The organism is Orenia sp., from assembly GCF_055140805.1.
The window spans coordinates 1-23856 of the sequence record NZ_JBSQYM010000030.1 but is presented as its reverse complement, the minus strand read 5'-3'; the positions used below and the strand labels follow the sequence as shown (position 1 = coordinate 23856).

20 protein-coding genes are annotated in these 23856 nt (G+C 33.1%); 16 read left to right on the top strand and 4 right to left on the bottom strand.

The genetic code is table 11. From position 1 onward, the window contains the following. Positions 1-719 precede the first annotated feature (719 nt). On the top strand, positions 720-1373 hold the full coding sequence (locus tag ACTCDL_RS04825; RefSeq protein WP_463174443.1) for a transglycosylase SLT domain-containing protein: 654 nt from the start codon (positions 720-722) through the stop codon (positions 1371-1373). Between the two features lie 58 nt (positions 1374-1431). Here ACTCDL_RS04825 and ACTCDL_RS04820 read toward each other — a convergent pair whose 3' ends face one another. Then, the gene (locus tag ACTCDL_RS04820) at positions 1432-1686 is read right to left on the bottom strand and encodes an AbrB/MazE/SpoVT family DNA-binding domain-containing protein (RefSeq protein WP_463174442.1); all 255 of its coding nucleotides are present in this window, start codon (positions 1684-1686) and stop codon (positions 1432-1434) included. Positions 1687-2687: 1001 nt separating this feature from the next. Here ACTCDL_RS04820 and ACTCDL_RS04815 point away from each other — a divergent pair. The 6 genes from ACTCDL_RS04815 to ACTCDL_RS04790 all read left to right on the top strand — a co-directional run bounded on the left by ACTCDL_RS04815 (position 2688) and on the right by ACTCDL_RS04790 (position 8488). Further along, positions 2688-3689, top strand: a complete 1002-nt coding sequence (locus ACTCDL_RS04815) for an FAD-dependent oxidoreductase (RefSeq protein WP_463174441.1) — start codon at positions 2688-2690, stop codon at positions 3687-3689. Positions 3690-4223: 534 nt separating this feature from the next. Next, entirely contained in the window at positions 4224-5528 is a 1305-nt protein-coding gene (locus tag ACTCDL_RS04810) for an NfeD family protein (protein ID WP_463174439.1), read from the top strand. Positions 5529-5559: 31 nt separating this feature from the next. Further along, entirely contained in the window at positions 5560-6561 is a 1002-nt protein-coding gene (gene floA / locus ACTCDL_RS04805) for a flotillin-like protein FloA (protein ID WP_463174436.1), read from the top strand. Positions 6562-6573: 12 nt separating this feature from the next. Further along, the gene (locus ACTCDL_RS04800; RefSeq protein WP_463174435.1) at positions 6574-7035 is read left to right on the top strand and encodes a hypothetical protein; all 462 of its coding nucleotides are present in this window, start codon (positions 6574-6576) and stop codon (positions 7033-7035) included. A gap of 198 nt (positions 7036-7233) precedes the next feature. After that, positions 7234-7659 (top strand): Rrf2 family transcriptional regulator, encoded by a 426-nt coding sequence (locus ACTCDL_RS04795; protein ID WP_463174434.1) that lies wholly within the window; start codon positions 7234-7236, stop codon positions 7657-7659. A 226-nt stretch (positions 7660-7885) separates the two neighbouring features. After that, positions 7886-8488: a nitroreductase family protein gene (locus ACTCDL_RS04790; RefSeq protein ID WP_463174433.1), complete on the top strand. Its 603-nt coding sequence runs from the start codon at positions 7886-7888 to the stop codon at positions 8486-8488. A 75-nt stretch (positions 8489-8563) separates the two neighbouring features. Here the strand turns inward: ACTCDL_RS04790 and ACTCDL_RS04785 are convergent, their stop codons facing one another. Both ACTCDL_RS04785 and ACTCDL_RS04780 read right to left on the bottom strand, forming a co-directional pair. Continuing rightward, a complete protein-coding gene (locus ACTCDL_RS04785) occupies positions 8564-9103 on the bottom strand; it encodes a hypothetical protein (RefSeq protein WP_463174431.1) in 540 nt (179 codons plus the stop codon). A 178-nt stretch (positions 9104-9281) separates the two neighbouring features. Next, positions 9282-11084: an FAD-dependent oxidoreductase gene (locus ACTCDL_RS04780; RefSeq protein WP_463174430.1), complete on the bottom strand. Its 1803-nt coding sequence runs from the start codon at positions 11082-11084 to the stop codon at positions 9282-9284. 540 nt (positions 11085-11624) lie between these two features. On the opposite strand from ACTCDL_RS04780, the gene ACTCDL_RS04775 reads away from it, so the two are divergent. The 9 genes from ACTCDL_RS04775 (at position 11625) to ACTCDL_RS04735 (ending at position 22802) form a co-directional block, all read left to right on the top strand. Then, a complete protein-coding gene (locus ACTCDL_RS04775) occupies positions 11625-12674 on the top strand; it encodes an FAD:protein FMN transferase (RefSeq protein WP_463174429.1) in 1050 nt (349 codons plus the stop codon). A gap of 31 nt (positions 12675-12705) precedes the next feature. Beyond that, positions 12706-13662 (top strand): polyprenyl synthetase family protein, encoded by a 957-nt coding sequence (locus ACTCDL_RS04770; protein WP_463174427.1) that lies wholly within the window; start codon positions 12706-12708, stop codon positions 13660-13662. A 411-nt stretch (positions 13663-14073) separates the two neighbouring features. Next, entirely contained in the window at positions 14074-15711 is a 1638-nt protein-coding gene (locus tag ACTCDL_RS04765; RefSeq protein ID WP_463174426.1) for a glycoside hydrolase family 13 protein, read from the top strand. 118 nt (positions 15712-15829) lie between these two features. After that, entirely contained in the window at positions 15830-16867 is a 1038-nt protein-coding gene (locus ACTCDL_RS04760; RefSeq protein WP_463174425.1) for a LacI family DNA-binding transcriptional regulator, read from the top strand. 22 nt (positions 16868-16889) lie between these two features. Next, entirely contained in the window at positions 16890-19289 is a 2400-nt protein-coding gene (locus ACTCDL_RS04755) for a glycoside hydrolase family 31 protein (protein WP_463174424.1), read from the top strand. Between the two features lie 59 nt (positions 19290-19348). Then, positions 19349-19822 (top strand): hypothetical protein, encoded by a 474-nt coding sequence (locus tag ACTCDL_RS04750; RefSeq protein ID WP_463174422.1) that lies wholly within the window; start codon positions 19349-19351, stop codon positions 19820-19822. Between the two features lie 412 nt (positions 19823-20234). Continuing rightward, complete coding sequence (locus tag ACTCDL_RS04745) at positions 20235-20402, top strand: DUF362 domain-containing protein (protein WP_463174420.1); 168 nt, start codon at positions 20235-20237, stop codon at positions 20400-20402. A gap of 614 nt (positions 20403-21016) precedes the next feature. Next, positions 21017-21811, top strand: coding sequence for a patatin-like phospholipase family protein (locus tag ACTCDL_RS04740; RefSeq protein WP_463174419.1), 795 nt, complete (start codon positions 21017-21019; stop codon positions 21809-21811). Beyond that, entirely contained in the window at positions 21795-22802 is a 1008-nt protein-coding gene (locus tag ACTCDL_RS04735) for a YlbL family protein (protein WP_463174416.1), read from the top strand. The genes ACTCDL_RS04740 and ACTCDL_RS04735 overlap by 17 nt, the downstream gene beginning before the upstream one ends. 66 nt (positions 22803-22868) lie before the next feature. On the opposite strand, the gene ACTCDL_RS04730 is transcribed toward ACTCDL_RS04735, so the two are convergent. Further along, positions 22869-23687: a 3'-5' exonuclease gene (locus tag ACTCDL_RS04730; protein ID WP_463174414.1), complete on the bottom strand. Its 819-nt coding sequence runs from the start codon at positions 23685-23687 to the stop codon at positions 22869-22871. Positions 23688-23856 lie beyond the last annotated feature (169 nt).

Genomic DNA, 23856 nt, shown 5'->3' with positions numbered 1-23856 from the left:
ATCTAAATTCGCGTTCATTTGCGAGATTCGTTGCAAAAAAATGTTTAAAATAATTTAAATATAGTATTTTTACAAAACTTGTTGAAGAGGCAAAATTAAATTCTTTACATATATAAATTACTTTGACTAATTAATTCTACATAGGCAATTATTTTACCTGCAAAAATTCAAATTAAAGAATTTAAGAGCTTTAAAACTTACTATAATAAGCTAAAATAATAATTGTAGCAAAGGTTATTGATTTATTGAATTTAACTCTAGTTTCAAAGGGATTAATGGCCTAAAATAAGACCTATATAGATGATTAATATTGCATAATCTGGAAAATATATTAATATAGTATAATTAGCCTGTTCTACTATTTTTACTATATTAAGACCTATAGCTATTTAGCAAGAAGTAAAGAGATTTTTTTACCTTTGATCAATATTTGTTAATAACTTAATATTTGTTAATAAATATATAATTGTATTCAATATACATCTTTGTCCTTTAATCTTAAGTTATAGGTAAAGAAAATTAAAAATTATTCACAATTGACAATATATAGAATAGTATGATAATATAAAATTTGTTAATAGGTATTTTTTTACATAAAATAAATTATATGTAATAATTGTTCTTTTACTTATATAAGTATTTAATAGTGGTTAGAATTAGATTTTATTGGTGTACTAAATATAAGATACATTAGTTTATAAGTATAGGAGGTATTGAGAGTGAAGTTTAGGTTGAGTATTCTGTTGGTGTTAATTATAGTATTTAGTTTTAATGTGAACCTTTATGCTTATAATTGTCAGGCCTTAGAGAATTATATTAGTTATCGAATTAAGTATATCCATAATATAGCCCATAATGCCAATATTACGCTATCTAAGGCTAGGGTTAAGGAATATGCTAAAGGGATTATCTATTGGTCAGATTATTATTCAAAGGAGTTTCAAGTAAATATTGATCCATTGTTAGTAACAGCGATTTTAGAGACTGAGACTAACTTTGTGTCACGGGATGACTATGATTCAGGGGCTAGTATTGGGATTGCTAGTATGAGAATTGATACAGCCAAATGGATTGCTAAAAGAATTGATCTTGCTTATAATAAGTGGGGAGTATTAAACCCAACAGATATGGGGATTAGATTTGCTGTCTATTATCTAGGTTTAGCTTATAATAAATATAATGGTGATATTGATAAGATTATAGTTGCTTATAATCAGGGGTTTGCTAAGGCAAGTTCTAAAGATTTGGATGAATTATATAATAATTATTTATTTAAAGTATTGGGAAGGTATAATTATTATCAGCAGAGGATTAGAACCTATGATGGTATAATAAATAATTACTTTGCTTATAAGTTAGCCAAATTAGATTAATCTTTATTAAATATAAAAAGTAGCAGGAAATTTCCTGCTACTTTTTCATCTTATAGAATTAAGCACCTTTATCCTCGCTAGATATTGCACCTAGGCATTCAGTACAGATAATCTTTCCTTTAAAATCTATAGTATCTCCAGCATTACCGCAGAAGGTGCAGGCTGGTTCATATTTTCTAAATATGATTTTATTGCTATCTACATAAATCTCTAAAGGATCTTTAACATCAATTCCTAGAGTTCTTCTTAGTTCAATTGGAATAACAATTCTTCCTAAATCATCAATTTTTCTAACGATACCTGTTGATTTCATTATTAAATCTCTCCTTTTTTTATTTTTAATTTTAATGGTTATTAGATGACTGACAACTATAGCTAAAGCCTTTATAACTTCCTAAAAAAATATTGCAATTATAAATTCCATTAGTTGAAGAGGTTTTATTTATACAACAATTAACAATTATAACATAAACGATATTGGTTATCAATGATATTTACTAAAAAGTTATAAGTACTATAACAATGTTGTTAAATTGTAAATCTAAGATAATTTATAGTATGTTTATCTTTTTTGATTTTGGCTCATTACTCGTCCTACGAGTTCTTTGAACTCTTTGTGATGGAAAAATACCCAAACAAATTTTTACTATCTACTGTTATCCAATTCTACTATCTAAAGTTGGATGACTATAGTTATAATGGTTGACAAAAGATATATTAAAGTTTATAATGATAATGAGAATCATTGCTAAAATATTTTGCCATGAATTACCTCCTAAAAATGAATAATATCTATCTAATCAAAGAGCAACAGTATTATTTGAATAGTACTGTTGCTTTTTTATTTGATAGTACTTTCAAGCAAATATAAATTACATATCATATTTAACTACTTTGCTAGGGTAATAGTATTTTTATGGGGATATTGCGACAGTTTAGTAATATGCCCCCACCTAGTAATATGCCCCCACCTAACCTCCCCTACGAGTTTTTAAAAGACCAAAAACTCTTCGTGGAATCTCAATTTTTAAATGTCCCCCTTAAAAGGGGAGGAACTTAAGTCCTCTCCTTATCAGGGAGAGGATTTAGGAGAGGGTGGTTTACTCACACTCACACACCCACTAACACTGATATTTAAAAGTATCACACTATCTCTATATTATGTAAGTTATTATATTGCTACAAGCTTTTATGCTTACTAAACTTCCTATTAATAAATAAAATACAGAAGAATCGAGAAAAATAGTGGTATAAAGTAGTAACCATTCATAGAATAAATCTTATAGTATATTATTATACGAGGAGGATAAATAGATGGAAGCTAAATCAGACTTAAAGCAGTTTGATAAAAGAAATAGAGAGAATAAAGCTATTCCTTTAGATAGTGAAAAAATCTATGAGATATTGATTATAGGTGGAGGCCCAGCTGGACTTTCTGCAGCAATTTATTGTATGAGAAAGGGAATCGATACTGGTTTAATTACTGAAGATATAGGTGGGCAGTTGTTATATACTATCGACATAGAGAATTATATCGGTTATAGATATATCGAGGGAGCGCAGTTGGTTGAGAAGTTTAAAGCTCAGGTAGAGCAGTTTGAAATAGGATTTGAAGAGAGATCAAAGGTAACATCTATAGATATTAATGAAAGGGTTAAGAAGGTTAGTACATCTGCAGAAAAGACTTATCAAGCTCGTGCCTTAATTATTGCTACTGGAAAGGTTTCAAGAACTTTGGGTATAGCAGGGGAAAAAAAGTTAACAGGTCGAGGTGTCTCTTATTGTGCTACCTGTGATGCTCCTTTATATAGAGCAAGGAAGGTGATAGTTGTAGGTGGTGGCAATTCAGGAGTAGAAGCTAGTATTGATTTGGCTAAGGTTGCTGAGCAAGTAACTTTAATTCAAGATTTAGACAAGTTAACAGCAGACCAAATCTTAATTGACAAATTAGATAATTTTGATAATGTTGATATCTTGACAGAGCATCAGTTATTAGAGATAAAAGGTGAAGAATTGGTTAATAGTGTGGTGATTGAGGATCAGAAGAATAATCAGCAAAAAGAGATGGATATTAATGGAGTATTTGTAGAGATTGGATTGGCTCCAAATACAGATTTTATAGACAATAAGCTAGAATTAAATCGTTATAATGAGATAGTAATTGATTGTGAATGTAAAACCAGTGTGGAAGGGGTCTTTGCAGCTGGAGATGTGACCTCTGTTCCTTTTAAGCAGATCATAATAGCTGCAGGTGAAGGCTCTAAAGCTGCTTTAGTAGCCTATGATTACATTTTAAAATTAACAGATGAAGATTAATAAAATTATCATCCCCCTTGATATTTGAGGATGATTGTTACTATTAGCTAAATACTAACAGGTGAAGGCACTAAAATCGATTAATGGGGATATTGCGACACTTTCCACTTTTAAAAAGTAGACAAAATCTTAGGTTCCGCCTAAGGGCGGGTTACGTTTTTCCTTGATGAAAAAGTAACCAAAAAATCAAGAAGAAAATTAAACTCACTCAGTAATCAGAGTACTAACTATTACCATTAATTAGATTCTTTAGCCAAAATTTAATTGAACTCTAAATTCTAGCTCAATTTTTGCTTCGTTCAAACAAAAATTTCCTTCGGTTTTAAAGACCTTAACTGTAAACCGTCAACTGTACACTGTGAACTGAAGTAAAAGTGTCGCACTATCTCTCTATTACAGCATTTTTGTGCTAACACAAAGAGTTGATAATATATAAATAATTATTTATAACAGGATTTAAAGGTGATTTTATTCTTTTGGATAATTATTTAATAAATCCAATAACTTAATAATTTCAAGAAAGGAGGTGAATAGATGATAAAGAGAATAACTATTTTATTTTCTTTATTAGTATTGCTAAGTTCTCTACTCAGCTTAGAAGTAGATGCTAGACCTTCAAATTTAGTATACCAAATACCAATTAAGGGTACTGTAAATCCTGGAATGTTAAAGCTGGTTAAAAAAGGGATAGCAGAAGCAGAAGAGGCAGGGGCTGATGCTATTATCTTTAACATCGATACCTATGGTGGCTTGGTAGACTCAGGGATTAAAATTAAAGATGCTATCTTTGCTACTAAGGTGCCTACAGTTACATATGTGGCTAATAGGGCATGGTCGGCAGGGGCATTAATTGCACTTTCATCTGATAAGTTGGTGATGCTTGCTGGAACTAGTATGGGAGCTGCTGAAACTAGACCTAATGAAGAGAAGTATATTTCAGCTTTGCGTAAAGAGTTTAAAGCAACTGCAGAGAGAAGAGGAAAGAACCCTGATTTAGCAGCAGCTATGGTTGATAAGGATATAGAGGTCAAAGGTATTATAGCCAAGAATAAACTATTAACCTTAACTGCTAGTGAGGCCTTAGAGCATGGGATGGCTGATTTGCTAGTTGATGATTTTAAGGGGCTATTAGAGAAATTAGATTTATCAGGAGGCAAGGTAGTAAAGGTTGAAGCTACTACTGCTGAAAAGTTGGCAAGAGTAGTTACTAATCCTAATATCAGTATCTTATTATTAACTGTAGGGTTTATAGCTCTAGTCTTTGAAGCTTTAGCTCCTGGCTGGGGAGTAGGTGGTACAGTAGGTCTAGTAAGTTTGGGATTGTTTTTTAGTGGATATATTATCAATGGTGTAGCAAGCTGGGGACTGATCATACTATTTCTAATAGGTATAATTTTAATGACTTTGGAGATTTTTGTAGTACCTGGCTTTGGTATAACAGGTATTGGTGGATTGATAGCTATTTTTGCTAGCCTTTATTTCTTATTCCCAACACCAGATATTGCTTTAATGGTTTTAGCTACTGTACTTATTCTGTCAATTATTGGAACAGTAATTCTTGTTAGAGTCTTTGGTACAACTAGATTATGGCAAAGAATCTCCTTAGAAGAGAGTCAGACGAAGGATGAAGGCTATATAGCTGCTCCCAAAGAAGCTACTTTATTGGGTGAGGTAGGATACAGTCTAACCCCTTTAAGACCAGCAGGAATTGTGGAGGTTGATGGTGACAGATTGGATGTGGTCAGTGAAGGTGGATTTATTGCTAAAGGTGAAGAGGTAGAGATAATTAAGGTTGAAGGAAGTAGAGTAGTTGTTAGGGCAGTGAAGAGTAAGGAGTAAGAAGTAAAAAAAATGACAAGGAGTGATAAAGTTGACTGGAGGCTTAGCGATTTTTATTATTGTATTTGGTATTTTGTTTCTCTCTGTATTCTTTTATTTTATTCCAGTAGGACTGTGGATTTCCGCTATTGCAGCAGGTGTTAAAATTAGTCTATTAAATCTTGTTGGAATGAGATTACGTCGAGTTATACCAACCCATATCATTAGTCCAATGATCAAGTCTCATAAGGCTGGATTAGATGTAACAACAGAACAGTTAGAGACACATTATTTGGCAGGAGGTAATGTTGATAGAGTAGTAGATGCTTTAATTGCTGCTCAAAGAGCTGAGATTGATTTAAGCTTTAAGCAAGCTACAGCGATTGATTTAGCTGGTAGAGATGTATTAGAAGCAGTGCAGATGAGTGTTAATCCTAAAGTAATTCAGACACCAGTAGTAACTGCAGTAGCTATGGATGGTATTCAAGTAATGGCAACTGCTAGAGTTACAGTTAGAGCTGATATTGATCGCTTAGTTGGTGGAGCTGGAGAAGAGACTATTTTAGCAAGGGTTGGAGAAGGTATAGTAACTACTGTTGGTTCAGCTGAAGCCCATACTAAGGTTTTAGAGAATCCAGACTCTATTTCTAAGACTGTCTTGGGCAAAGGCCTAGATTCTGGTACAGCATTCCAAATCTTGTCGATTGATATTGCTGATGTTGATGTAGGAAAGAATATCGGTGCTCAATTGCAGACAGATCAGGCTGAAGCCGATAAAGAGATTGCTCAAGCTAAGGCTGAAGAGAGAAGAGCTATGGCTGTAGCACAAGAGCAAGAGATGAAAGCTAGAGTACAAGAGATGAGAGCTAAGGTAGTTGAGGCAGAAGCAGAAGTTCCTAAAGCTATGGCAGAGGCTTTACGAACTGGTAAGATAGGAGTAATGGACTATATGAATTTACAGAACCTTAAAGCAGATACTCAGATGAGAGAGAATATCTCTAGCTTAGGTTCTGGAAATAAACATGAGAAGCCTTTGAAAAAAGATAAAGAGTAGGGGCTGATATAAATGGATTTTATAGAAGATATTATGCCCTTTTTAGTCTGGATAATAATTGCAGGAATTGGTAGATTGATTAAGACTTCCACAGAGAAGACTGATCAGAATCAGCAGAAGGGTAAATCTCAGAAGAAAATCTCTCCAAAAACCAGGGTTGATAATAAAAAAATAGAGACTCCTTTAGAGGTCAATAATAATTCTATCAGCCAGCAAAAAGATAAGATTCAAGAAGAGATAGAAGAAGAATATCATAACAAGATAAGTCAAATGAAAGAAAGAGATTCTGTTAAAAATAAGAAGATTAAAGATAAAAAGAATAAGAAGAAGCAAGATGAAATTAAAGATAGCAAAGGATTTCAAGTGATTGATTTAGATTCTGTTGACGAGAGTATTCTTAGAGGTATAGTATTTAAGGAGATCATTGATAAGCCACGATCAAAAAAACCCTATAAATATCAATCTTTAAAATAAAGTAGAAGGTAAGCAACTTGCTTACCTTCTATTAGTTTTGAATTGTATAAATTCTTTTAAGGTTTTATGAAATTTAATCAAATAGATTAAATTTTTAAGATAATATATCAATAATCCTTTAAATTCCTTGACATATTTATTTGTAAGTTTTATACTAGCAATGGAGAAAATAAGAAATTAAAAAGGGGTTATATGATTATGATGAATAGTGATTTTGCTCTTGCTGTACATAGTTTGATATTGCTGATTTATAGTCCTGAGAAGATGGAGACAAGTAAGTCTATGGCAGAGAGTATGAAAGTTCATCCAGTAAGAGTTAGAAAGATATTGAGTTTATTAAGAAAGAATGGATATATTGAATCTAAAGAGGGGGCTAAAGGTGGTTTTATCTTAAAGCTATCTGCAAAACAGATATCCCTTAATGATATCTATAGATTAACATCTAAGAACACACTAAAGCCTAAGTGCCATAGCTGTAATTGTGAGATTGGTGCCAATATTGAAGATGTATTAGATGTTATCTTCTATCAAGCAGAAGAGAAGGTAGGAGAATTTTTAGAAGAGTACACTATTCAAGATATCTTTAATATATTAAAAAAAAGATGTGAAGAAAATAACTCTTGACAAAAGCAAATGTAATAATTATAATTACATTAGAGTTATCCTACTATACTAATCTTTTGAATAGATAGTAGGATAATATTTTTATTACAAATGTAATAAAAAAAATTACATATTAAAAAGGAGTGGTCTAAATAGGTTGATAATAAAGGTTTAATTTAGAAATAATAAAAAGGTTAAGAGAAATACATAACAAACAACTATAAAGATTAAATAGGAGTGATAAATAATGAATGTCAAAGAAGCCATTAGAGAGAGAAGAAGTATTAGAGAGTTTAAATCAGATAAAGTGAGTAAAGAAGATTTAGATTTAATCTTAGAAGCTGCTAGGCTGGCACCATCAGGTACTAATCTACAGCCCTGGAGATTTATTATAGTAGAATCTGATGAGATGAGAGAAGAGTTAAAGGGGTGTACTTTAGACTTTGTGGCAGATGCTCCTGTTACAATTGTCTGTTGTGTTGACTATAAAGCTTTAGAAAGTATGGGTGATAGACTTAGAGAATTACATGAAGTAGGGGCTTTAAAGGGTACTGCATTGGAAAAGATGGATCTTTCTAATTATAGAGGTAGGAAGATGAGTGAAGAGGATACTAAAAGATATTTACATTTAAATCTATCTATTGCTATTGAGAATATGGCTTTACAAGCAACTGAGCTAGGCTTAGGTAGTTGCTGGTTAATGATGTTTAATCAGAAGAAGCTAGGAGATTTGTTAGGATTAGATGATAATATAGAAGCGGTAGCAGTATTACCGATAGGTTATGCAGTAGATAATCCAGCACCAAGACCACGACTATCCTTAGATGAGATAGTTATTGATAGGGTGTAAATACAAAAGACCCCAGATATATACCTGGGGTCTTTGTTATGCTTTTATCTTTAGATACTTTATAGTTATATTATTTTACTTTACTTCAGTAACACCAGTTACTTCACCTTTAGATACTGTAAAGCTATCTTTATATTCTTCTTTAGCAAAGTAGATATTACCTTTAACTGTAGCTTTATTTACATTAAAGCCATTAGCCTCAACATAAATATCACCAACAAAGATACCACCTTGTAATCTAGTATTTGGACTCTTGATAATCATCTTTGGAGCAGTAATAGTATACTTTTCAGTGATATTATGGTTTTCATCTTGAGCATAAGGAGCTAATTTACGATATAAATCATTACTAGCTTTACCTTTATTGTGGAATTCACCTTCTACTACAATCTCATGGTCAAAGGTTAAATCATTTAATGCAGCTACGATCCAAGTACCATCTTTACTGATAGCCTTTTCAAAAGAATTTTCATCACTTACTATTGAAGCTGTCGTTACTGTATCAACTTTTTTCTGGGGTTCTTCTTCAGTTGTAGTAGTTTGCTTGCCAGCACACCCTGTTAATACTACCAGAGATAATAAGAATATTAGACTTAAACTAAAAAATTTCTTCATATTTATCTTCCTCCCTTAAATGATATTTATTATTAAACAAGATTCTATGTAAATAACTAGTTATCTTGTCCAATAACTAAGACATAGTACGATAATATGTTTTGATAATTACTACTACTCATCCTAGTAAACCACCAAAAATAGTGGGAATTAGTCTAGAAAAATTAAAGAGTAAAGGTCAAACTGCAATATCTTTATCATAAGTTACTTTCTTTTTAGATAGATTAAAGAGCCAAGGGATTAAATAATAATCCAGTCCAAAGGCTTTACCAGCACCAGAAAGCATAGTTAAAGAGATTAAGAATAACCAGACTGGCTCCCAGATTCCTGCTTCTGATCCTAAAGCACCGATGATAAAGTTAGCACTCATTCCCATTGCTGCAAGTCCTCCTAAGACTGTTAAACAACCAAAGATTAAACTAAGACCTACACCTAGTTCAGTAAGTACAAGGACTTTTTGGAAGAGCACTTGATTTGGAGCAACAAAGGTCTTCATTAAATTAATGTAGATTTGGGGTGTGCCATCACTCCATAAGACTGAAGAGGCTCCAGAGACCAGTTGACCTTCAGATCCAGTTAACCAACCTTCTTGTACTTTATGAATAGCTTCGATTAAGAACCTCAATCCTAGGAAGATTCTCAAGATAGCCAACCAATAGGTACCTGACTTTTTAGAGAAGTGTCTTACTAGCATACCAATACCTCCTTTAACATCAGCAAATTGATGTTCAATATATTCCCAAATTAAACTCAAACCATTAACTTCAAATAGATAATGCATATTGACCAGATGTTTGGTCATCATTGCCAAAAATCCTGACATTGGTAGAGTTATTTTTGGAGTAGGCTTAAGCTCTGCTACGGCATAATTAGCTCCTATAGAGACCATTACTCCATGTAATTGTGGTTTAAATTTTTTTAGCTCTTTACCACTAATCTCTGCATAGATATTATTAGCAACAGATTTTCCTGCCTGCACAGCAGCTTCAACCAATTGGGGCATAACCCAGTTATCATCAGTTTCAAAGTAAGTATTATCTCCAATGGCATAGATATTCTCTATAGAAGTCTGTAGATAATTATTTACTTCGATTCTATCACGATGATTTAATTTTAATCTTAATTTCTTTACAAACTCTTTAGCCTTAACTCCACCAGTCCAGATTAGAGTTTGAGTTCTAATCTTTGTATCTTCTTGTTGAGGTGTATCAACAATCTGATTTCCTTCTAGTTGACAACTGTTAATAATTACACCATCTTCTTCTACTTTGCAGATAGTAGAATTTAAAAGAAGCTCTACCCCAAGTTCTTCTCTAAGGTATTTTTCTGCTTTAGCAATACGCTTTTTACTTAGCACAGGAAGAATCTTATCCATAGCCTCGATAACCTTGATGCTGACTTCTTCTTTTGGGATATTATATAATTTACATAAATCATCTGTCCATTGAGCAATCTCTCCAACTACCTCTATTCCAGTGAAGCCACCACCACCAACAGTAAAGGTTAATAGCTCTTTACGCTTGTTGATATCCTTCTCTTGAGAGGCCAAACTGAACATGGTACGAATCTGTCCATTGATCTTTTTAGCATCCTCTAAAGACCAGAGATCAAAGGCATGTTCTTCCATTCCAGGTATGTTAAAGTATGTTGGCTCACTACCTACTGCTAAGACCAAATAATCATAGTTATATATAGAATTTTCAGATAATAACTGCTGTTTATCAGTATCAATACCAGTAATTTCATCTTGGACTAGGTTGACTTTGCTATCATCAAAGACCTCAGCTAAGGAAACCTTTACTCCATTACTAGCAATTCTGTTACCAGCAACTTCGTGTAGTTCAGTTAATAAAATATGATCTTGATGCTGGTCAATTAGAGTAATTTCAGTTGACTTATCTTTTTTAAACTTTTTATTAAAGGTTTTAGCAGCCTTAATCCCAGCATAACCAGCTCCTAGAATAACAATTTTCTGATTCATCGCTTCCCTCCTTTAAATAAAATTATAAATTTTTTAAAAGAATATATTAGTCCTTTATTTAGTATATTTCGATGATAATTTTATAATTCCTTTATAATTTTATAGAATATTATGATTTTTTGCAGGATAAGAAGGGTTGAAAATAGAATTGATTTAATAATGATTTTAAATTAATATGTGAACTAATTAACTAATTGGTTGATAGGGATGAGTAATAAATGGTGAGTAAGTAATTGAGTTTAAAAGTGTAAAGTGAAATTTAATGGGGATATTGCGACACTTTTTTGAGTTGATAGTTGATAGTGTATAGTGGATAGTTAAAAGATTAAAATCCTTATGTTTTAAGTTTTTGAACTTAACTATTAACTATCAACTTTACACTATACACTAAAGTGAAAAGTGTCTTAATATCTCTCTATAACGACATATTTAAATTTTAGTTTAAAGTTGGATGACTATATTTGAACAACTTTCATTGTTAAATTGACTAATTTTTAGACTTTATTCATAAAATTAAAAGAAGGATATGTGGTGATAAAAATGAAGTTAAATAAAGAAAGATTCTTTGAAGTTTTTTGCCTGATATTGTTAATTAGTATCAGTTTATTTGGGTGTTCAACTCCAAATAGTAAAGATTCTACTTTTAAAAGTGATTATAAGATGGGAACAATAGTTCAACTTAAGGCTTATGGTCAAGATGTAGAGAGTACAGTCGATGATGCCTTTATTTTAATAGATCAGTTAGAACAGAAGATGAGCCTAAATATTGAAGATAGTGAGATTAATCAGATCAATAACTCTGCTGGTAAAAGAAGTGTAAAAGTAAGTCAGGATACTTATCTAGTGGTAAGTAAATCTTTAAATTATGCTAGATTGAGTCAGGGATACTTTGATCCTACTATCGGTCCAATCGTCAAATTATGGGGTATAGGTAGTGAAAAACAGCATGTGCCTGCTAAGCAGAAATTAACAGAGAAGCTAAAGCTAGTAGGTTATCAGCAGGTAAAGTTAGAGCCTAAAAGCCAGAGTATTAAGTTGTCAACAGCAGGTATGGTTTTAGATGTAGGTGGTATTGCCAAAGGTTATGCTGCTGATAAGGTAATAGAGTTACTTAAAAATCAAGGGGTAAAGAGTGCTTATATTAGCCTTGGTGGCAATGTATCTGTTTTAGGTTCTAAACCTGATGGTTCTGCTTGGAAGGTGGGAATTCAAGATCCTAAGGCTCAAAGCCGTGGTGAAGTGGTTGGTATTTTAAATGTGAAGAATAAAACAGTAGTAACTTCAGGTAATTATGAACGTTACTTTATTGAAGATGGAGTCAGGTATCACCATATCTTGAATCCAAAGACTGGCTATCCTGCTAGAAAGGGAGTTATTAGTGCTACAATTGTAGCTAAAAGTTCCTTTGATGCTGATGCTTTATCTACTGCCACTTATATTTTGGGTGTAGAGCAGGGGTTGGAATTAGTTAATAATCTAGCTGGTGTAGAGGCAATATTGATTACTGCAGAGAATCAAATCTATGTTACAGCTAATTTAAAGGATAAGTTTAAACTTACTAAAAAGAATAAATATACTTTGGTGAATTGATATATAAATTATTTAAAGTAGGTGATAGAGGGTGTTTTGGGATAGATTTCCTATTATTAAAGAAGAGATACTAGAATTTGAAGATTATTTACAGGATTCTTTAGTTAGTAGACAGCCCTTGATCCAAGAGGCTATTTCTGATTTGGCTAAATCAGGTGGGAAGAGAGTTAGACCTGCTTTACTGATGATAACAGCCAAGTTTGGTGAATATAAGAGGGAAGAGGTCTGGTCATTAGCTGCTGCTTTAGAGATTCTTCATATGGCTACCCTAATCCATGATGATATTATAGATGATGCCAATTTACGGCGGGGTTCCCAAACTGTACAAGCAAAATATGGTAAGGATGTAGCTGTCTTTGCTGGTGATTATCTCTTTACTTTGACCTTTGATATCCTAGCTGGAGAGGCTACAAAGCAACAGCTCAAGCAGGTATCTAAGGTAATTAAACAGATCTGTGAAGGTGAAATTCAACAACATCAAGATAGATATAATTTAGATGTAACTTATAAAGGCTATTTTAAAAGGATTAAGAGTAAGACTGCTTTGTTATTTGAGGGAAGCTGTGCATTAGGGGCAGGTAGTGCAGGCTTATCTAAAGGGCAAATTAGAAACTTGGCTCAATATGGACGTTATATAGGGATGGCCTTCCAATTGGTCGATGATCTTTTTGACTTTAGCAAAAGTAGTAGTAGTATTGGTAAGCCAGAAGGAAATGATTTTACTCAAGGGGTTTATACCTTACCGATCTTATATACTCTTTATGAGAGTGGTTATGGTAATAAGCTAGCAGAGTTACTAGATAATCCAGTAGAGAATAGTCAAGAGATTAAAGAGATTATAAGCAATAATGGTGCTTTAGACTATACTATGAAAATAGCTAAAGATTATATCAATAAGGCTAAAGATAGGATTAAGGGTTTGGCTAGTAATCCCTATCATCAGATATTAACAGATTTAGCTGATATAGTTGTAAATAGAGATTATTAAAGAGGTCTAAATATCAGTGTGGATGTGGGAAGCTTTTAATATTAGAAATCCCACATTTACATTGAAATTTTAAAAATCTTCTTTACAATAGAATTACCTAATGTTATAATCTGACATAAGAATATTAGTAAATCTAAAAACTGCTCTAGTTAAGAGTAGTTTATTTTTAACAGGAGTTTAAACGTTTAAATTGTTTTGTTTTCTATAATCTCTATTGTTTATAATTAAACTTAAATCTAGGGTATATAGAGATATTAAGATACTTTCGTGTCAGGAATCTGGAATCAGTCTGTTTTACTGATAACTGGTTCCTGACTTCTGATTCCTAAAAGTGTCGCACTATACCCATTAAGTTTCATTTTGAATTCACATACTTATAAGATGTAATTAACTTATTTAGGAGGGGTAAAGATGGAAAGAAAATGGTGGCATGAAGCAGTAGTATATCAAATCTATCCACGAAGTTTTAAAGATACAACAGGAAATGGAGTTGGGGATTTACAAGGGGTTATTGAAAAGTTGGATTATTTAGAGAGGTTAGGAGTCGATGTAATCTGGTTATCACCAGTCTATAAATCACCAATGGATGATAATGGTTATGATATTTCTGATTATCAGGATATTGCTCCAGAGTTTGGGACTATGGAAGATATGGAAGAGTTGATAGCTCAAGCCAAAGAGCATGGTATCAAAATTATTATGGACTTAGTCGTTAACCACACCTCTGATGAACATTCTTGGTTTATTGAGGCAAGTAAGTCTAAGGATAACCCATATCGTGATTATTATATCTGGCGTGACCCTAAAGATGGAGAAGTGCCTAATGATATACCTTCCATCTTCAGTGGACCGGCTTGGGAGTATGATGAAGAGACTGAACAGTATTATTTCCATCTGTTCAGTAAGCGTCAGCCTGATTTGAATTGGGAGAATCCTCAGGTTCAAAAAGAGGTACATCAGATGATGAACTTCTGGCTAAAGAAGGGGATTGGTGGCTTTAGAATGGATGTAATCGACTTAATAGGCAAAGAGGTTGATCAGAAGATTACTAGCAATGGAGCAAGGCTACATCCTTTATTACAGGAGATGAATCAAGCAACCTTTGGTAATTATGATGTCTTGACAGTTGGTGAAACTTGGGGGGCAACACCAGAAATTGCTAAACTATACTCTGATCCTGAGCGTAATGAGCTATCAATGATCTTCCAATTTGAACATATGACCCTTGATTGGGATGATGATGAAGGGAAATGGCGTCCTAAGCCACTAGATTTTAAGAAATTAAAGAAGGTTCTAAGTAAGTGGCAGACTGAACTAAAAGGTCAAGGTTGGAATTCATTGTTCTGGAATAATCATGACTTGCCACGGATTGTCTCCCGTTGGGGTGATGACAAGAAGTATCGTCTAGAGTCAGCCAAGATGTTGGCTACACTATTACACTTTATGCAAGGAACCCCATATATCTATCAAGGTGAAGAGATTGGAATGACCAATGTTAAGTATGAAAAGATTGAGGACTATAATGATATTGAAATCTTAAACTTCTATCGTGATAATCTTAAAAAGGGGTATACTCATCAAGAGATGATGGAGGCAATTTGGCAGAATGGGCGGGACAATGCTAGAACTCCAATACAGTGGGATGATAGTGAGAATGCAGGTTTTACAGTAGGGACACCTTGGTTAAAGGTCAATCCAAATTATACAGAAGTAAATGTAGAAGAAGCATTAGATAACCCTGATTCTATCTTTTACTATTATCAAAAGTTAATCCGATTAAGAAAAGAGAATGATGTCATTGTTTATGGTGATTATCAGTTATTGCTAGCAGATGATGATTCAATCTTTGCTTATACTAGAACTTTAGCTGATGAGCAGATATTAGTTATTGTTAACTTCTTTGAAGCAGAGGCAGAATTTATCCTACCAGAGGATATTAGCTTTGATAATAAAGAACTATTGATAAGTAATTATGAGATAGATGAAGATGAGAGTATTGCTAAGGTTGAGCTTAAACCTTATGAAGCAAGAGCTTATAGACTTAGCTAGTAGTAACGAGTAAGTAGTGACAAGTGATAGTTAATTAGTTACTAATGAAGTTTTTTACTCATTATTCGTCACTTGTCACTCATTACTAAAGTGTTTATATATTAAGGAGGAAGTTACTATGGGTGTGACAATCAAAGATGTTGCTAAAGAGGCTAAGGTCTCTATTGCAACAGTATCTTATGTAATTAATAATAAAGCAAATGTAACTGATGAGACCAAAGAGAAGGTGTTAAAGGCTGTTAAAAAGTTAGGCTATCAACCTAATCTCTCTGCTCGTAATTTGGTTGGGCAAAAGAGTAATCTAATCGGTGTATTAATACCTAATTGGGGAGATGCTGATAGATTAAGTGAGGGTAGTAAGGACAATTTTAACTTTGACAATCCCTTCTATGGTAATATCCTCAATAGTATAGAGTCACTAAGTACAAAGGAAGGCTATAGTATCTTACTTATCGGTTCTACAATTACCGTTGATAAAATTAAAAATATAACTTTACAAAGGGATTTAGATGGGTTGATTATTATTGGGGCCTTTCCTAAGCTGATAGATAATTTGAGTGAAGTTAAGATTCCAATAGTCTTGATTGATAGCTATACTAAGCAGGAAGAGTTTTATAAGGTAGGAATTGATGATGAGTATGGGGGTTATATTGCTACCAAGCACTTATTAGATTTAGGACATAAGGAGATTGGCCTAATTAGTGGTGAGTTAATAGAAGATGGTGTTGATATGGAACGCTTTAAAGGATATAAAAAAGCATTGCTTGAAAGAAATTTACCTATTAAAAAGGAGAATATATGTAATGTAGGTGTTTCTATGGAAGGTGGTTATTATGGTATTGAGAAATTACTAAAGCAGAATCAGCAGTTAACAGCAATCTTTTCAACTGCTGATATTATGAGTATGGGAATTTATAAGAAGTTACATGAGCTGAAACTAAATATACCTGAAGATATTTCAATCGTTAGTTTTGATAATTTTCCTTATACTGAATTTCTCCATCCTTCCTTAAGTACAGTAAGTCAACCAGTTTTCTTAAAAGGAAAGCAGGCTACAGAGCTATTGATTAAGCTAATTGCTGGAAAGAAAGTAGAAGATAATGGATTAACACTCCCGATAGGATTGGTAAAAAGGGATTCAGTTAAAAAATTATAAGCAAAGGGTAGGAGTTGATAAGATGAATAGTTCAGAGATTATAGATAGAGGAGCTTCTAATACAGGTAATAATTACTTTATTTTAAGTAAATTGTTAGATTATCAGCAAGCAGAGAATAGATTATTTTTAAGGTTAGCAGAAGGCAGTGTAGTTTTAGAGTTTCTAACAAGTGATATCATTAGAGTAATAATGGCTAAGCGTGACAATCAAGTTGATTTTAAAAGTACTCCAGCAGTGGTTGACCATGTTTGGGAATATAATAACTTTGAAATTACAGATAGGTCAGAGGGATTAGAGATTAGAACAGAGTCCTTAAAGATTTTGGTCAATAAGACGAACTTCTCTTTAAGTTTTTATGACTTAGATGGCAACCTAATTCATCAAGATTATAATGACTATGCTCTTGGTTGGAGTGGGGATGAGGTCAGAGCATGGAAAAAGTTAAAGCCACAAGAGAGGTTTTATGGACTTGGGGAGAAAACTGGTTATTTAGATAAGAGAGGACGAGAGTATACCATGTGGAATACCGATACCTTCAATCCCCATGTACCAAGTACAGATCCATTATATCAATCGATCCCTTTTTTAATTGGATTTAATCAAGGGAGGAGCTATGGAATTTATTTTGATAATAGCTATAAAACCCATTTTGATTTAGGTTTAAACTCCAAAGAATATTACTCTTTTTGGGCTGAAGGTGGGAAATTAGACTATTATTTTATCAATGGTTCTAATATCAAAGAGATAATTAAATCTTATACTGATCTAACAGGTAGGATGCCTCTGCCACCAAAGTGGTCACTTGGGTACCATCAATCCCGTTATAGTTATTATCCAGAAGCTGAAGTGAGAAAGGTAGCTCGGCAATTTAGAGAGAAGGATATCCCTTGTGATGTAATCCACTTAGACATTCATTATATGGATGAATATAAGGTCTTTACTTGGGATGAGAAGGAGTTTGCTCAACCTAAGCAGATGCTAAGTGATTTGAATGAGGATGGCTTTAAAGTAGTAACAATTATTGATCCTGGGGTCAAAAAAGACCCCCGTTATAAGTTATACCAGGAGGGGATCAAGCATGATTATTTTTGCAAATACCTAGACGGAGAACATTATATTGCTAAGGTTTGGCCTGGTGATTGTACCTTTCCAGATTTTACTAAGGCAGAAGTTAGAAAGTGGTGGGGAGATCAGCACCAGCTATTGTTAGACCAAGGTGTTAAGGGAATTTGGAATGATATGAATGAGCCAGGTATCTTCAGCAAGACCAGTACTATGGATCTTGAGGTAGTTCATGATAATGATGGTGATATGGGAACCCATCGTCGTTTTCATAATCTATATGGGTTATTAGAGGGGCAGGCTACCTATGAAGGATTAAAGAGATATAATTCTGAGAAACGCCCCTTTGTCTTAACAAGAGCAGGCTTTTCAGGGATTCAACGTTATTCAGCTGTTTGGACAGGGGATAATCGGAGCTTTTGGATTCATTTAGAGTTGGCAATACCGATGCTGATGAATATGGGCCTTTCTGGAATTAGCTTCTGTGGAACTGATGTAGGTGGTTTTTCTGATAATAGTGATGGGGAGTTGCTGACCCGTTGGATACAACTAGGGTTATTTATGCCTTTCTTTAGAAATCATTGTGCTATTAATAATATCAATCAAGAGCCTTGGGCTTTTGGTAAGGTGTATGAAGGAATAATTAGAAAGTATATTAAATTACGTTATAGGTTCTTAACCCATCTCTATAACCTCTTCTATCAATCCCATCAAAGTGGATTGCCTGTAATGAGACCTTTAGTTTTAGAGTATCCTGAAGATGAAAAGACCTATAATCTCTCAGACCAGTTTATGGTCGGTGATAGTATCCTAGTAGCTCCAGTGTATCAACCAGATAGAAGTGAACGAATGGTCTATCTGCCTAAAGGGAACTGGTATGATTTCTGGACTGGAAAGAGCTATCAAGGTCAAACTCATATTATAGCTAAAGCACCTTTAGAGACGATGCCAATCTTTATTAAAGCAGGTGCTATTCTGCCTCTAGCTCCAGCTATGAATTATGTAGGGGAAGAGAAGGTAGAGAAGTTGGAGTTCAATGTCTATTTGAATACTGATATTAGAGAAGGTAAGTATCGACTCTATGAAGATGATGGACTTAGTTTTGCTTATCAGCAAGGAAGATATAATCTAAAGGAGTTTAAATATCATTATTATAATGATAGATTAGAAGTTAGTATAGATACTGTGGTAGATGGCTATCAACTGGAGTATAGCAGTTATTTAATTAGATTTAGAAATCTCAATTTAAAACCTAGTGTAGTACTGATAGATGGAATGAAGAGTAGTAAATGGGAATATAATGATGGTGATTTAGAACTTAGTGTAGAGGTGGAATCAAGTAAGATAGAGATTAAATAAAGATTATAGATTTGACTAAAAATAAGGTAATAGGAGAGTAGAAGAGAGGAGCTATCAAAATGCCTTGGTGTCCTAAGTGTAAATTAGAATACAGAGCAGGCTTTGATATCTGTAATGATTGTAAGGTTGCTTTAGTAGATAAGTTGCCAAAGGTCAATTATGATTTAGAAAACCAATATAATGAGCTAGGAGATTGCTTTAATGACTATAATAATTCAAATCCAGAAGATTTGATAGAAGAAGCTAACCAATTTGAAGAAGAATTACAATCGTTAAAGGAGTGGCAGAAGCATCAATATGATCCTGGTTACTACATTGGAACTGGTCGTATTCCTAAACCTTTAGCTGCTTTTAGTAAGTTTCCGTCCTTATTAGTTGGCTTTGGAATTGTTTTAATTGGATATTCAATCTTGAATCTAAGTTTAAATGGTATTAATCTTAATATGATTTTAACAAATGTAATTCCTTTATTATTGGGAGTTGCTCTTTTAGTGGGGGGTTTACAAAGAATATTGATTAATGATAAAGAATAGGTTAAGTAGATATAGTCATCTATATAAGCAACTTTAAAGTGAAACTTAATGGGTATATTGAGACACTTTTAGGAATCAGGAGTCAGGAACCAGTTGTCAGTAAAACAGACTGATTCCAGATTCCCGATTCCTGACACGAAAGTGTCCTCTATATAGTGACATACTTTAATTTTATTCTAAAAGTTAGCTGATATTGGCAGGAATATAAATCATAGATACAACAGAGAATGATTATCATTCATGTTTTTTTATCTATTATTGACAAGCAATATTACATATGCTATCCTATTATCGTAAGAGAATTACTTATATAATTAAGGTTGATTGATTTTCATATAAATCAGTCATTTTTGAATTAATAATTAATATCTTAGGTTTAGTAATTACATAATTATATGTGGAGGTGAAGGTAATGGCTTATACAATTACTGATGCTTGTATTTCTTGTGGTGTATGTGAAAGCACTTGTCCAGTAGAAGCTATTTTTGAAGGTGATACTCAATTTGAAATCGATGCTGATGCTTGTATCGATTGTGGTGCTTGTGCAGGAGCTTGTCCAGTAGAGGCAATCGAAGAATAATATATACATAAAATCCCAGAGGATATCCTCTGGGATTTTTATTTTTGAAGGGGTTATGATGTAAGAATTACAAAAGAGTATAGCTATCTTTAGAGATGTTAATTTATAGATATAGGCATTTCTAGGAAAATTAATACATAATATTTTAGCAGAGAATAATTCCTTTGGCAGATTTTATACCCAGACTTCAAAAAGGGTTATTTGTATTCTAGGAGATGATTTAGAAATTATTATCAATTAATTTAATATCTAAAAGATAAAGGTAATTTTATATTTTTATTGAATAATATACAAACTAATGTTAAGAATAAATATTTAGGTTCAACAATGAACTTTGTGATTAAAGATAATCTTAGTTACAACAAAAACATAGAAATTGAAGTTTTAAATATATTTAAAAATTAAGATTAGTGGCAACGAATTAACGCGAATCGCACGAATTAGAGATTAAAAAATTTAAAATCAAAGATTGAAAAGCTTTTGATCTAAATTCGCGTTCATTCGCGAGATTGGTTGCAAAAAAATGTTTAAAATAATTTGAATATAGTATTTTCACAAAACTTGTTGAAGAGACAATATTTGTAGTTAATTAAATAGAATGGGGTGATAAAAAGATGAAACCTACTCTTGGTGTAGCTTTAGGTGCTGGATCAGCAAGAGGGTTAGCTCATTTAGGAGTTTTAAAGGCTTTTGAAGAAGAAGGGTTAGAGATTGATTACTTAGGTGGCACAAGTATGGGTAGTGTGATTGGTGGTTTTTATGCTGCTGGATTGTCATTAAACAGATTAGAAAGGCTAGCTATTCACTTGAAGTGGGAGCATTTGACAGATATCACTGTACCAAGAAAGGGATTGATTGCTGGAAAGAAGGTAAAGGAGCTTTTTGAATTACTAACTCATAAAAAGGATTTTGATGAGTTAAAACTCCCCTTTGTAGCAATAGCAGCAGATATTGAGAAAGGAGAGGAAGTAGTAATTAAAAAGGGGCTAGTAGCTGATGGTATTCGAGCTAGTATGTCGATTCCAGGAGTTTATGTACCTTATGAGTTGGATGGTAGAGTGTTAGTTGATGGAGCCGTATTGAATAGAGTTCCCGTAACTGCTGTAAGAGAGATGGGGGCTGATATTGTAGTAGGTGTAGAAGTTAGTCACAACGTAATCCATGGAACTAAGATTAATAATATTTTTGATGTAATCATCAACTCCATTGATATTATGCAGCAGGAGATTGCAGAACATAAAAATACTGGTGCTGATATCTTAATTATTCCTGAAGTTGGTCATATCCCTACTACTGGTTTAGATAAGGCAGAAGAATGTATAGAGTTAGGATATCAAGCTACTAAAGATTCTATACCTAAGATTAAAAAGTTAATAGAGGAGTGGAGTGTTGATGAGGCGTCTCAATAGAGAAGATAGACATTTACTACTAGGATTCATCTGTTTGTTAATAGTAGGTTTTTTAGTTTTTTGTCCTACTAATTATTATAGAATCTCACCTGGCATTGCTAAAACTTTAGAGCCAATGGTAGAGGTTAAAGCTAAATCTTATCCAATAAAAGGTGAGATAATGTTGACAGCAGTATCAATGAGAGAGGCTAGATTATTTGACTATTTATATATTAAATTGTTTCATCCCCAATTGATTGAATTAAGACCTAAGCCTGAGGGAATTGACATGAAAGAGTATGCTGAAGTTATGTTAGAGATGATGAAAGAGAGTCAACTTAAGGCTAAAGCAGTAGCTTTAAAGGAAGCTGGTTATAATCCAAAGATAACTGGTGAAGGTGTTAAGGTTGTTAAGGTCTTAGAAGAGGGCGATGCCTATGGTAAATTACAAGAAGGAGATATCATAGTAGCAGTTGATGATAAGCCAGTTCATCTGATGAGTGAGACTGTAGATAAGATTCAAGATAGAGAGATGGGACAAGAGGTTAAGGTAACTGTTAAAAGGGGTAATGAGAGGAAGAACTATAATTTAAGAACACTACCTTTGCAAGAACAATCAGATAATCCATCGATTGGTGTTTTGATTACACCTTATAATAGAGAATATGATCTTCCCGTTGATATAGAGATTAATGCTGGTAAGATTGGTGGACCATCAGCAGGGGGGATGTTTACTTTGGAGATATATAATCGTCTAATACCAGAGGATATTACCCATGGTCTAAAGATTGCTGGAACAGGAACAATTGATTTAAATGGTAATATTGGTAAGATTGATGGTATTCAACAGAAGATAGCAGCAGCTAAGAAAGAGGGGGCTAAGATATTCTTTGTACCCATAGGTAATGCTGATAAGGCTGAACAGATGGAGGTATCAGGAATAAAATTAGTAATAGTCAAAAATATAGATGATATAATTGACTACCTTAAAGGAGAGCAATTTGATTTATAATATAGGTGCTTAGGTATTAGAAGAGGTGGTCAATTTAATTTGATAACTATCTAATACCTAATTTCTTTATAATTTTAATAATTCAATTAAAACTTGAGCATTGGCTCTAGCATCATCGATTGCTCGATGGTGGTTCTCGATAGATATTGAAAAATAATCGGCGATTGTCTTTAATTTATGATTATCTAAATTTGGCAACTTTTCTCTTGATAAATGTAGGGTATCTACTAGCTGGACAACCTTACTCTTATAGTCAGGGCGGTTGAACTTGAATTTATCTACAGCAGCATCTAAAAAGGGAATATCAAAGGCTTTAATATTGTGACCAGATAAGAGGCTTCCTTCTTCTATGAAATCTACAAATTTAGGTAATACCTCATAAATTGATTCTTTATTTTCTACCATTTCTGTGGTAATGCCTGTGATTTTGCTTATCTTTTTAGGGATTTTCATAGCAGGATTTATTAGTGCGTGAAATTCATCATAGATTTCAAATCTATGATTTTTAGTATCTATCCTGATTTTAACTGCAGCAATTTCGATGATCCTTCCCCAACTACAAGGTTTTAGACCTGTAGTTTCCAAATCAAAAACTATATAGATCTTACTATTATCTTCTTTTAGGAGGTGTATAATCTCTTTGGCTACTTCTCTTTCCAATTCACTACTTTCAACCTTTTCTTCCAAGATTGCTGTTAAGTAGTTCTTACTTTTTTTGGCTACTTCAGTTTGGTTAAAGTATTTATGCCAGACTTCAAAAGTATGATATAAGAATCTATATATATTGAGTTTTTTATTATAATATTCACTCCTTTTATTAGAAGATTTTTTCTGTTTTTTCAAATCATTAGCCAATTTTATAATTATATCATTAATCTCTTTCATCTATTCATTCCTTTCATAAACCTGTGGTTATTGATTTTGGGACTATAGGTATGTGAATTCAAAATGAAACTTAATGGGGATATTGCGATACTTTTAAAATTAGCGTGAGTGGGTGTGTGAGTGTGAGTAAACCCCAATAAAAAGAAGTTTTACACACACTCACACTCAT